Raw genomic sequence first — 13,339 nt, forward strand, 5'->3', positions numbered from 1 at the left:
AAGAAAATATTCCAGTTTATGTTACTGCTAGTATTAGAACGCAAACTAGAATCTAAAGTTTGTTAATATTCTTCTATATCAGCGTTCATGGCTAATGTAATATTTAGGTTACCATTTCTACATCTAAGTGAATCTAAGAATTCTTTTTGACTTATATTATTATCCATTGTTATTGTATAAACAAGCTGAAATAGACTCCCTAAATCAGTAGTTTTAACCTTTTTAAGTTCATAATTTCTTGTATATCTTTCAAATATTTCATCAAAGGCTCCTTCATAATCTAAGTCTTCTGGAATAGTTATTTTAAGAATCTTTTGTGATGTTTTATTTGCACCAAAATTAAACATATTAACCATGAACATAAGTAAGCAAAGGAACACTGTAAAGATAGCTGCATATCCAAATGCCCCGACTCCACAAGCAAGTCCTGCTGCCATTGTAAATAATATATAAGAAATTGCCTTTGGATCTCCTGGTTCACTTCTAAATTTAATAATTGAGAAAGCACCTGCTAAGCTGAATGCCCTTGCAAGATTGCTTCCTATTAAAAGCACAATTATAGAAATAACTACAGGTAAAATAACTAATGTAACTGAAAAATTTTGAGAATACCCTCTTTTACTTGAAGTCTTCATATAAGTAAGACTTATAATTCCTCCTAAAATGAAAGCAGCAATTATTGTAAATACCGAATCCATTAAAGGTATTGTTGTGCTAGTTGTGGCTGTGTTAGATGCTGCACTAAACATTGTTTCGAACATAAATTCATTTCTCCTCTCAAATTCATATTATTTAATAACATTTTTTCATACTCTTTTCCATACTTTGAGAAACTTGTTTTAAAGATTTTATATTCTGAAAGCATTTGTGATAACCATAATGGCATGCTGCTTCCAACTTTTATCTCCATTAGCCATTTATCATCATCTACTAGACTTTCTCCATGATCTCCACCTTCAAGTCTTAGGTCATATCTTCTTGTCCTTATATTTGTATCAAAAGTTATTCTTATATCTCTATTTTCTTTACAAAATAGTGCTTTTCTTTCATAGGCTACATAAACTTTAGGCTCTAGATCATACATCTTTAGCATATATTGAATTTCATTTATAACCTGTTTATTCATATAATCCTTTATTTTAGGCTTTTCTTTAGTGGTTATAAATCTATAAGCTTCATCTAATTTTAATCTTGTTCTTCTTTTGACCCCAACCCCAGCAACTTTTTTCTTAATCTCAAAATATATCTTTTCATCGATATTAGGTACTCCATATGCCCTAAATCTAACCTTTTCTTTATATCTTGGCTTTGACAAAGAAGTTCTTATTAAATGATTATCTTTTGTATCTAAGTAAATATTGCTTATGGTGTATAACTCGTGGTTTCTATTATATTCATCCAACTCCATATATTCTAAAAGTCTTCCTTGAATTTCTTCATATATTGGTTTATCAATTAAATACTTAACTTCATGTCTTTTAAAAACCTCAATAGCCATTATGATTCTCCTTTCATTAATTCGTTCCCATTTCCTTTGTTGATTTAATTATATAAAATGAACCTTAAATAAATCTTAAATAACTTATATAAATTTACTGCTTAAGCTTTTCATTATATTTAAGAAAAAAAATAATCCCTCTCATACAGGAGGAATTATATAAATTTAAAAAGACGCTTTTAATTAGATTTTCATTATTTCAAATCTTTCAAACCCAACTTAGTAAAAACTTCAAGATGTGCATTTGATTCTGCTGAAATGTCTGAAATCTTTATAAAGCTTCGAATTTTTCTTTTATTGAGTACACAACGAAAAGCTCTGTGCACCCACACCACAGGCAGTAGAATAGGCCTACCATCTAAATAGTTATAATATGACTTATCGTTCATTGTTTCATAATCAGGAAAGCAAAACTTTATATAAGCTTTTAATAGTGATAATCCTCCTATAGCACCTGTTTTTTCTTCAAATTGTTTACTAATTTGTACTGAAAAAATGTTTCTTTCATGAAAACCAAAAGTTCCCGCAGATACAATATATTCACTTAAAACCTCATAAAAGTTTTCATCTGAGTTCTCTAATTTATCGAAACATTCTATATCGAACCATTTATTACATAATTTCCGAATATTATCAAAGAACACTTCTAGCTCTAGCCTTTGAAGCTCTTCTTTTATATAATTCCAATTAAGACTATCTTTAAAATAAATAAGATACATTGCAATGTCCATAATCATACGAATGCCTACACCATGTGAATCAAAATGTTTAGCTATGTGCGCCAATAAGTATAAAAAGTGATACTCCTTGTTTAATTCATAAGTATATCCCTCATATTTTTTATTAGCATGATTCCATGAGTCTAAGAAATATGTAAAATAGTCCACATCATTACCAATATTACGGCTCATTATGTTAGTATGCACTTCAAGATGAACTGTCCCTTTAGTATAATCCCATACTTCTCCGTTTGTAAATCCACTCTCATATCCAAGCTCTAACATAAGCTTATGCGTCTTCTCTCTATCCTCTTTTTTTATCAAGAAGTCAATGTCTCCCATAGTCCTCATTTCTTTTACGGGATAATAGTTTTTCATCACAAAACCCTTGGTAAAGATGTGAGACACCTCTGACTTATTAAGCTCAGCAATGACTTTTTCCATCTCATAATCTTGTGCTGCAGAATATACAAGGGTTTCTTTGAAATCTTTTTTTAACTTTTCAAATACTATTTCATTCGGTCTGTATTCTTTATATAACTTCTTTGCCATTAAGTAAACTATTCCACTAATGGAATGGATTCTAGAAAGCTTATAAACCTGATTCCAATCTATATCTTTTCCTTTCGGGGTATCTTTTTTATTTATAAATGCAGAAATTAAAGATATAAGATACTTCGAGTTATTATCCATATATATTAGCCTCCGTAAATTTTTTATTTTTTATCTCTATGACTCTATCACAACTATTGATTGCAGCAAGTTTATGAGAAATACAAATAACAGTTTTAGTACTAAGTGCTCTTATATTATTTAATACTTCTGCTTCTGTTCTTTCATCTAAAGCTGAAGTACATTCGTCAAGAAGTAAGATTGGTGAATCACTAAGAATGGCTCTTGCAATTGCAAGTCTTTGAGCCTGCCCCTCTGACAATCCTATGCCCCGTTCACCTACCATAGTATCAAATCCATCAGGGAGGCTACTAATAAAATCATATATACATGCTATTTTAGCAGCATACATTAATTTATCCTCACTAGTATTAGAATTAGAAAATGTTACATTTTCTCGAATTGTTCCCGATATAATCATATTTCCCTGTGGCACATAAGCAAAAAGACTTCTGGAACCTGCATCAATAAATCTATTTCTGCTTCCGGTCTCAAAATACACACTGCCTTTTTCTGCACTTATAAGCCCCAATAGAAGTCTTATTACTGTACTCTTTCCCGCCCCTGATTTTCCTACTAAGGCTATTATTTCGCCTTTACTAATAACTAAGTTTGCCTCTTTAAGGACATGATTCTTTTCATATAAAAAAGAAACATCTTCAAATACAATGTTTTTTAAATTACTATAAAATTCTTCGCTGCTTATATCTTCTTCCACTATAACTTCATCTTCCATAAATTCAAGTTCCATAAGCCGTTCTGCTGAAGCTATCATTGAGTAATATTTCGGTATTAATCCTGACATGTTTTTAAAAGGTGCCTTTATCTGCTCAATTATCTGTAGAAACGCAGTTAACGTTCCAAATGTCATATTACCTGCTGATATTTGAAAAGCACCCCATGCCAATACTAAAAAATAACCTGAGGTCATCATTACGTAAGATGCAGTATTAGCTATATTACTTATTGCATTAAGCTTAACTCTAAAGTTGTAGTTTACTTTCTGATACTCATCTAGCTTCTGCCTAATTGTGCTCTCATTCATAAAGGCTTTTATGACCACTATATTTTCAACACTCTCCTGCATAAAGGAACGAGTCTTTCCATCGGTTTTTTGAACTTCTTTATGAAGATACTTGAAGTGCTTTCTATAAAATCTGCTAGCTAAATACATAAAACCACCTAGACTTGTTATGAAAAAAGCAAATAAAAAATTTATTTTGGCCAATACAAAAATCCCAGCAAAAACCTTAGTTCCCATAGATATAGCCTGTGGAATAATTGTTAATATTCCATCTACCACAATCTTTGTATCACTTGTGAGCCTGTTTAACACTTCACCGGAGTGCATTTTTGTTATCTCCAAGTATTGTTTTTTTATTAAAGCCGTGAACACACCACTCTTTATCTTTATTTCAATTTTTCCGTATACCCTTACCCATATGTTACTATAAAGGATATTTAAAACTGCCTGCATAAAAATCAGGGCAAATAAAAAAAGACATTGTACATATGCGCTGCCTGCTGTTTTTCCTGTGGCTATATCTAAAAGCTTACTTGAAACAAGAGCAAGAAGGATAAAACCAAAGGCAATTATACCTCCCACTGCCGCCAAAAGTACAACATACAACATATAGTTCTTGGCATAAGCATATATCCATTTAATCGTTTTATCCTTCAACAAATACACCACTCATTCTATTATATAATCCAAGAATTATTTTTCTTAGGGGCCTGAGAGTAATCCACACATTGCTATAAGTAATGTACACTAAATCTTTACAGGAGTATTTTTTACCTTTCCTATCGAAAGCTTTTACTACTGCAATAACTTTTTCCTTTGGAACACTTCTCTCAAGCTGCATTTGTGCATCACCGCACATGGTGTAGGTATCCTTTTTTACAGCTACAATCCTGTGCAATACATATTGCCCTGTACATCTTTGGTAAAGTGGAATATCTCCCTTTTTTAGATTATATTTATCACCTTTAGTAAGAACTACGGTATCCCGTTTATGTTTCCACAAAGGTGACATGCTGTTTCCTGTTACCGTTAACGTTACATCTATACCTTCCTCAAGCATTGCTAAAAGGATAGGCGACAGTTCCTCTAAAGATTTTGGTTTCTTTTTAACTTCCATAGATTACTCCAAAATATTAGCATCTCTTAAATTTTTTAAAAACTTACTGATATCGCTCTTTGCTGTAGCCTCATCTATTTCATACTCTTCCAGCATAGCCTTAACTAGTTCTTCTTCTGTTTTTTCATGTTGAAGCTGCTGCCATAAAAAAGCCCCGCTATCATTTAAAGTTATCATTGCATTAAAGCTGATACTTTTAGCCCCAACTGGAACAACAATATTTTCACCTGCAATATTTCTTAAACTAAAACCTTTTGATATTTTCATATTATTCCCCTCCATATAATTCATTTAATACAGTAGTTACTGCTTCCTGACTAATGCTGCAGTTTAGCCTGTAAATTGGCACAGTTTTAATAATTTTATCTATCATATCCAATGTCTTCTCCCCTATTTCGGTGTCATAATAAGGTCTGAAGATTTGCGCTGTAAGATTAAAAATGCTCTCTCTCACATTAAGCATTTCTATACTATTACTTTCTGAACGTTGAATAAAGACTATTGCTTTTAAAGGGACACATATATTTGTGTTTAGATCCGTTTTCCCGCTCCAAGGTGTTCCAAACATATATGGAACATTGTCATAAAATCTGATAGCGGGCTTATCATCATTAACTATAGTCACTTGATCCTTAAATCGTTCTTTCCATAACCCGGTATGAGTAGATTTACCTACTCCGCTGTTAGCTGAGAAGATTACTCCTTTTCCTTGATAAGCTATTGAGGACCCATGCAATACAACTCCTCCTATTTCAGTAAGTCTGTCAGCAAATGCAGCACCTGTATAGATATACTCAAAGTCAGTCAAATCGAAAACTTGGTGTTTCCTATCTTTAAGTAATTTAATTTCAACCTCTGAATAGTCCTTATTGTAGCAAATTACACTTACTATTTGTCCATTTTCCCTGTCTTCTATATATCGGCATCTTTTATTTTCACCTAAATCCATTATTGTACATAAATTGACTCTATCTATAATTTTACCCTGAGGTACTAATATATTATCCATAATGGTTGTTTTCAAAATCATATCTTTTTTATTAAAGTTTAAGTTTTCATAATTCTTAAATCGCGCTTGAAGAAATTGCTTATCTGCTGCTGATAATTCTATATTGAGGTTTGCAATTGTTATCTTTTTCATCACAATTTCACCTGTCATCTTTCATGAGTAATTTTAATATTATATTTGAATTTAATATATTTTTAAAAACAGGCAGTATAATCTGCCTGTTTTCTTACAAATATTAAAGTTTTTAATGATTAAAAGTCTTCTCCTGTATCAACACCGCCTGATGTAGAAATAATATTGCTGATTTCGTATTCTTCTATCTCAACTACTGGTGCTTCATATTCTTTTTTCATAAGTTTCACCTCCTCTAAAAATTATGGCATAGTACCATTTACCATGTCACTATAAATTGTATTTAAGTTTCCTGAACTATCTTTATATACAAGATATGCTTTAGCATACCAAGTTTCTCCAGGTTGTACATTTGCCTTATTCATCATGAACTGTCCTGCAGAAGTTTGAGTACTTGATTTTGCTCTTACTACTCCAGTAGTATAGAAATCTAAGCTGGAAGGTATTATATCAGATTTAAGCGCTACTACCCCGCATTCTATCTTTGTAAAACCTGATGGTACATTAATCTGTCCTAAAAAGGACATCTTCCCTGTACTTGGATTTGCTACAACATCGGGGTCTATTGTTACTGACGGAACCTTAATAGCCGCTGCTTCTGAATATACTGCAGTAACTGTAGTATCATTTAATATATTGAAGCTATACATTGGTTCATAGCTTACTACTGCTCCATTAATTTCCCAGTGTGAAAACTGTTGACCATTCGGTGCAGAATCTGCCTTCACTGTTACTTTAGAATCAAAATTGTAGCTTGTGATTCCGCTAGGTATAGTTCCTCCAATAACAGTTAATGTATAAGTTTTAATAACAGAATATAAAGGTTTTACAATCAAGTCACTTTGTACATTGGTAAAATCTTTATCCCATCCTGTAAAGTTATATCCTGGTTTTGATGGAATTGCTGCTGGAGCTGCTGCGTCCTCTCCCTGTGCTACCTTCTGTATTGAAAGTACCTGGCCGCTTTCGCTTAAAAACTTTACAGTAAATTCACTTTGATTTACTTCCTTATAATTAGCTGTTAAACTTGTAGCCTTTGTTACTATAAAGCTATAAATTGGATTTAAACTAACTACCTTACCTGTATCGGTATCTGCCCAGCTCTCAAAAATATATCCACTATTTGGTACTGCTGTTAACTGTGCAGTATCTCCATAGCCATAGCTTGATTGATTTCCTGTAACATCTCCATTTAACGAAGTTATATTTACTGTTATTCCTTTTTTGATATCCCATTTAGCATACAAAGTTATATCTGAACTTACAGCTGAATTAAAATCAAAAGGATTTGTTAAAGCAGCATCTGTGTACCAGCCAATGAAATCATATCCTTCTCTATACATACCATCTGGTAATGATGCTTTTTCTCCAGATTTCACGCTTTGATTACCAACCTGTGTGCCCCCATTTGATACAAAATTTACTGTATATGTTGGCAGTGGCTGTACGGTCATAGTACCATTTACCATACCACTATAAATTGTAGTTAAGTTTCCTAAGCTATCTTTATATACAAGATACGCCTTAGCATACCAAGTTTCTCCAGGTTGTACATTTGCCTTATTCAGCATAAACTGTCCTGCAGAAGTTTGAGTGCTTGATTTTGCTCTTACCACTCCTGAAGTATAAAAATCTAAGCTGGAAGGCACCGTATCAGATTTAAGCGCTACTACTCCACATTCTATCTTTGTAAAATCTGACGGTACATTAATTTGTCCTAAAAAGGATATCTTTCCTGTACTTGAATTTACCACAACATCAGGGTCTATTGTTACTGACGGAACTTTAACAGCTGCTACTTCCGAATATACTGCAGTAACTGTAGTATCATTTAATATATTAAAGGTATAAGTTGATTCATAACTTACTACCGCTCCATTAATCTCCCAGTGAGAAAACTGCTGACCATTTGGTGCAGAATCTGCCTTCACTGTTACTTTAGAATCAAAATTGTAGCTTGTAATCCCGCTAGGTATAGTTCCTCCAATAACAGTTAACGTATAGCTTTTAATAGCAGAATATAAAGGTTTTATAATCAAATCACTTTGTACATTGGTAAAGTTTTTATCCCATCCAGTAAAATTGTATCCTGGTTTTGATGGAATTGCTGCTGGAGCCACTGCATCCTCTCCCTGTGCTACCTTCTGTATGGAAAGTACTTGACCGCTTTCGCTTAAAAACTTTACAGTAAATTGACTTTGATTTACTTCCTTATAATTAGCTGTTAATCTTGTATCATTTGTTACTATGAAGCTATAAGTTGGATTTAAACTAACTACTTTACCTGTATCGGTATCTGTCCAGCTCTCAAAAATATATCCATTATTCGGTACTGCTGTTAATTGCGCAGTATCTCCATAGCTATAGCTGGATTCATTTCCTGTAACATCTCCATTTAACGAAGTTATATTTACTGTTATTCCTTTTTTGATATCCCATTTAGCATACAAAGTTATATCTGAGTTTATAGGCGAACTAAAGTCGAAAGGACTTGTTAAAGCAGCATCTGTGTACCAGCCAATAAAATCATATCCTTCTCTATGCACGCCCTCTGGTAATGATGCTTTTTCTCCAGATTTTACGCTTTGATTACCAACCTGTGTACCTCCATTTGGTACAAAAGTTACTGTATATGTTGGCAGTGGTGTAACTTCAAGTGAACCTAGATTAATTACTAAATTTTCATAGTGTACTGGCGTTCTTTCTGTATCACCCTTAATAAGTACACTAGAGGTTTCAATACCAAATCCATAAGTACCAGTTGCTGTGTCACTAATCTTAAAAGTTAAATTAGCTAATGTCCCATTAGTTTTAATAGCATTATCATTAGGGGATACATATAGTACTGCCACATACCCAGGCCTTTGTGTTAAAAAGTTTACATCTGAATGAAACCCTTCTGGGTACTGTATTATTTCCCCTGCTGTGACTTTTGTCAATGTAAGTTTTGTATTATCATATCCAACTAATATGCCTGTTGCACCTATTCCAGAAGCAGGCACATTTGATAAGCTTACAGGTACTGTTACAGTTTCACCAGGACGACCGGTAACCTGCCCAATTGTTATTCCAATAGGTTGTTCAACAGTCAAAGTAGCAGTACTGCTGGTAACGCTTCCACCCGAACCTGTTACTGTGACACTGTAGTCTCCTGAATCATCGACTTGAGCATTTGTTATAGTAAGAGTGGATGAATTAGCTCCACTAACACTTCCTCCATCAACTAAAGGAGTCCCATTTTTACTCCACTGATAAGTCAGTGGAGCATCTCCACTTGCAGTTACAGTGAAGGTTGCTGTTTGTCCAACAGTTCTAGTTTTACTTACAGGCTGCGTATTGATAATCGGTGCTTCGCTAGTAATTAGCTGAGCAACCCTAATTTGAGGCATATTCCCATCCATCCAAGTTACATATAACTTATTATTATTCACTGCAAAAGTTGGGGCACTCCCGCGCTCACCTATACTTAGTCCCGTTCCTCCGTCAGCACTTTTCCAAGAAGTACCGTCATATACCTTCGCTCTTACTCGCGGTCCATTATAAGTGTTTTCTTCCCAGCAGACATACAACTTACCTTGAAAAACCTGCGCTCTTGGAATTAATGATCCTAGATCCCCTTCATAGCTTATTCCAGATATATTGTTTCCATCCACAAATGTCCATGAATTCCCATCATATTCCTTGACTCTTATCCTGCCATTATAATTACTATCGAATTCATACCAAACTGCGCACAACCTTCCATTATATTCTACTAAATTTGGCCTGAAACCATTTCTTGTTCCATCAAAATTTAATCCGGCAGTTCCGTTTCCATCAGCAGATACCCATGAGGTGCCATTATATTTCTTTACCCTTAATTGAGACTGGCCACTGTCATTCGGTTCAAACCATGCAGCATATAACTCGTTATTATATACTCCTAATGCAGGGTCATCCGCATATCTAATGGTATAAGTTAGACCATCTTCTCCACCTACATTTGTCCATGACGAACCATTATACTTATATACTTTTATTCTATTAATTCGATCAGTTCTTTCAGTGAATATAGCATATAATTCATCATTATACACTGCTAAACTAGGACGCATTGCATCAGAAAAATATCCTTTAGGAAGCCCTTCAACTCCACTGCCTTCTGCAAAAGTCCAACTAGTTCCATCATACTTTTTTACTCTTACTAACCAATGTGTGTTAGTCCAGGAATCGTCTTTTTTTTCTGCCCATATGGCATATAGTTCTCCTCTATACACTATGGCTTTTACCGAATCTATATAAGCTGGCGAAATATTATTTAATCCACCCTCATCAATAACTGTCCAGGCATTACCATCATATTTTTTCGCCCTAACTAAGCTGCCTTGTCTACTCCACTCCTGCCAGAATGCATATAGCTCGTTGTTGTAAGACACTAAATCTGGATAATAGGCAGCTTGTGCTGCATCTACATTTAAACCATTTGTCCCACCGCCATCTACAAATATGACTTTGTTACTAGCTGCATATACGTTTACATTGGTAACGCATCCAATAATCATCTGAAAAATCATACAAAATACTATTATAGGTATAATCCTTTTTCTAGCCCCTTTGTGCATAAAAACTCTCCTTCATTATGAGATAATTCATTAACAACTTGATTACAGGCCCTTAATTTACCCTTCCAGACAAGGGTACGCAGACAAATTTACCTGTAAATTATGTACGTCATGAAATTTATTATAATACATTTTTTTCAATTTTTCTACATTTTTTTGTAATTTTTTGAACAATTTATTAACATTTTTGTCGATTATTTAATAGTACATGTAATGTGCAACAAATGCTTGCAAGCAGTTCTGAATTTTCATTGTATATTTTTTCTACCGATAGCTAAAAGCCTTTTTGAACCATCAGTATAGTCGGTGGTATTCAATTTATTTAGCATAAGATCTCGTAAAATGTCGGGATTACGACCTATGGGTCTGAGGGCTTATCAGTCCTTTGATAAGTGTAAATTTAAAGGAATTTCGCAAAAACGAAATTCCCTTCTTCAGCAGTATAGATGAAGACATTTTTAACAGTCGCTGCAGCTTACACAATCTTCACATGCAATTTCTGCTGTTTCCATATTAAAAATATGTTCTCCCGCTGCATCAATATTTTTAACTTCTTTTATAATTTCTTCTAAACACTTAAATATTTTAAAAGATATTTCCTCAGCTTGTCTATAATAGTTATGCGCATTTTCGTAATTTTCACTTTGAATTGCATCCATTACTTTTTTACCACAGTTATGAAAATCTATATGAACTTTCTCTATTGCCTTCCAGTTAGAGGTAAGCTTTGGATGCTCAACATTAATTGCATAATAGAAATGACCAAATCCACATCTGCTTCCATCTAATTGAAGAGGATATACTTTCATTGTATTTACAGCTCTTTTTAAATTAGATAGCCACTCTTCATGAGATCTTTTAGCTTTCTCCATATACAGAATGAAATCTTTATTATTTATTGAATTTGAGCTATTTTTTAAATGAGATAACATTTTTCTTACTATATCTGATAACTCAGAATCAATTTTGGAAATTTTTGTTGCTTCACTGGAACTCTCAATAGCACTTTTATGAATTTCCTCTGTCATATTAGTAAGCTTTTCTGCATCAGAAGTTGATATTTCCATAGCTTTATTAATTTCATCTGCTGAAACACTAATTCCATTCATGGATTCATTAAGTACTTCTATATCTTTAACTGTAGAGTTTAATAAATGAACATTTTCTTGAATAGTAACTTTAACCGTATCAATTTTTTCACTCATTTTACTTGTTACATTTATTGTCTTATCCATACTGCTTTTGCCGTCTGCTGCAGCTTGATGAATATTTGTCATAATAGATTTCATGCCAGAAAGATTTACTTTTGTATCATCTGCAAGTTTTCTAATTTCTTCAGCTACTACTGCAAATCCTTTTCCATGTTCTCCCGCTCTTGCTGCTTCTATGGAAGCATTTAGCGCTAATAAATTTGTTTTTCCTGCTATCGCTTCTACAGTTTTCACAATATCACTAACTTTATTAGCCATTTCAACTAGATAATCAATCTTACTACTCATTACATTTGCATTGCTTACAACATCTTCTTTAATGTTACCGATTTCATGCATTTGATCAAGAGCTTCAATATTGCTTTTCATAAGATTTTGTGATGAGTCTGATACACTATTAAGAGTTTTTGTTGCAACAAAAATGGTGTCATTAACTCCATTCATGCTAGCAGTAGTTTGTTCAACAATAGCTAAATTAGACTGACTTACATCTGACATTTCTTTAGCAAAATCAATTAACATATTGGATATATATCTCATCTCAGAATCAAAACTGCTTATACTAGCCCCTATGTCAATGATTTTTTTAGCAGATTCAGCTAAACTTTCTTCGCTCTCAAAAAGTTTATCAAAATAATTAGCTATTTTTATATGTCTGTTATACTGAACAACAGGTTTTTTAATTATTATACCTCTCATACGATTATGAACATATTCCATAATATCGTCTGCTTCATAACATGGTGTTCTTCTCGATTTAAAAAACATAAAATCCTCCCCTTATAAATTTTTTATTTAGTTTTGATACTTTTCACCGTTATTTGTACTCTTTAATATTCTTAGCTTATTTTATCGGTTAAAATTACAAAAATATTCACTATGCTATATAAATTTAACATTTTGTTTACATCATTATAAATAAAAAAGGCATCCCTATTTTAGAGATGACTTTTACTATACACGTAAATTTCTACAATTATTAACTTTATGCTTCTTCATTCAATTTTTTCAATAGATTAAAAAAATCTTCTTCAGTTTTTCTGTCCAAATATATATTCAGCAGTGATTGAGTCGACATTTTACTAAAACCCTTACACCCATTACTTAGTATATCTGTAAGAATGTTCATAAAGTTTTCGTTATTTTTGTCTATATCCTTAAGCATTCTGTTTGCCATGTCGGTTACTAACTCTTCTTCTATACTATCTCTAAGTCTTTCAGTATATTCTTTCATAAATTTCTGAGTTTCTTCAGGATATGCAGAAAAATCTCCTGATAGCAGTTCTTCAATTTTAATCATATTTTCACTCCTTTTGTAAGTAAACAGCTTCCTTTTATTATACTTTGCATATTAGT

At 32.9% G+C, this 13,339-nt stretch carries 10 protein-coding genes; all 10 read right to left on the reverse strand.

The features are described 5' to 3' along the window. Positions 1 to 62: 62 nt before the first annotated feature. The 10 genes from JOC70_RS13770 to JOC70_RS13815 all read right to left on the reverse strand — a co-directional run bounded on the left by JOC70_RS13770 (position 63) and on the right by JOC70_RS13815 (position 13,283). Positions 63 to 761, reverse strand: a complete 699-nt coding sequence (locus JOC70_RS13770) for a DUF4956 domain-containing protein (RefSeq protein WP_204599470.1) — start codon at positions 759 to 761, stop codon at positions 63 to 65. After that, on the reverse strand, positions 698 to 1,498 hold the full coding sequence (locus tag JOC70_RS13775) for a polyphosphate polymerase domain-containing protein (RefSeq protein WP_204599471.1): 801 nt from the start codon (positions 1,496 to 1,498) through the stop codon (positions 698 to 700). The genes JOC70_RS13770 and JOC70_RS13775 overlap by 64 nt, the downstream gene beginning before the upstream one ends. Before the next feature lie 194 nt (positions 1,499 to 1,692). Further along, on the reverse strand, positions 1,693 to 2,910 hold the full coding sequence (locus JOC70_RS13780; protein ID WP_204599472.1) for a nucleotidyltransferase domain-containing protein: 1,218 nt from the start codon (positions 2,908 to 2,910) through the stop codon (positions 1,693 to 1,695). Beyond that, positions 2,903 to 4,570, reverse strand: coding sequence for an ABC transporter ATP-binding protein (locus JOC70_RS13785; protein ID WP_341534899.1), 1,668 nt, complete (start codon positions 4,568 to 4,570; stop codon positions 2,903 to 2,905). The genes JOC70_RS13780 and JOC70_RS13785 overlap by 8 nt, the downstream gene beginning before the upstream one ends. After that, positions 4,560 to 5,030, reverse strand: coding sequence for a S24/S26 family peptidase (locus JOC70_RS13790; protein ID WP_204599473.1), 471 nt, complete (start codon positions 5,028 to 5,030; stop codon positions 4,560 to 4,562). The genes JOC70_RS13785 and JOC70_RS13790 overlap by 11 nt, the downstream gene beginning before the upstream one ends. A 3-nt stretch (positions 5,031 to 5,033) precedes the next feature. Next, on the reverse strand, positions 5,034 to 5,297 hold the full coding sequence (locus JOC70_RS13795) for a PqqD family protein (RefSeq protein WP_204599474.1): 264 nt from the start codon (positions 5,295 to 5,297) through the stop codon (positions 5,034 to 5,036). A 1-nt stretch (position 5,298) separates the two neighbouring features. Next, positions 5,299 to 6,171 carry a hypothetical protein gene (locus tag JOC70_RS13800; RefSeq protein WP_204599475.1) on the reverse strand — a complete coding sequence of 291 codons (873 nt, stop codon included), beginning with the start codon at positions 6,169 to 6,171 and terminating at the stop codon, positions 5,299 to 5,301. Positions 6,172 to 6,413: 242 nt separating this feature from the next. Continuing rightward, positions 6,414 to 10,772, reverse strand: coding sequence for an InlB B-repeat-containing protein (locus tag JOC70_RS13805; protein ID WP_204599476.1), 4,359 nt, complete (start codon positions 10,770 to 10,772; stop codon positions 6,414 to 6,416). A 458-nt stretch (positions 10,773 to 11,230) separates the two neighbouring features. After that, positions 11,231 to 12,751, reverse strand: a complete 1,521-nt coding sequence (locus JOC70_RS13810) for a methyl-accepting chemotaxis protein (protein ID WP_204599477.1) — start codon at positions 12,749 to 12,751, stop codon at positions 11,231 to 11,233. Positions 12,752 to 12,968: 217 nt separating this feature from the next. Beyond that, on the reverse strand, positions 12,969 to 13,283 hold the full coding sequence (locus JOC70_RS13815) for a hypothetical protein (protein WP_204599478.1): 315 nt from the start codon (positions 13,281 to 13,283) through the stop codon (positions 12,969 to 12,971). Positions 13,284 to 13,339 lie beyond the last annotated feature (56 nt).

Source organism: Clostridium pascui (assembly GCF_016908015.1).
In the GTDB taxonomy this organism is placed as follows: Bacteria; Bacillota; Clostridia; order Clostridiales; family Clostridiaceae; genus Clostridium_AK; species Clostridium_AK pascui.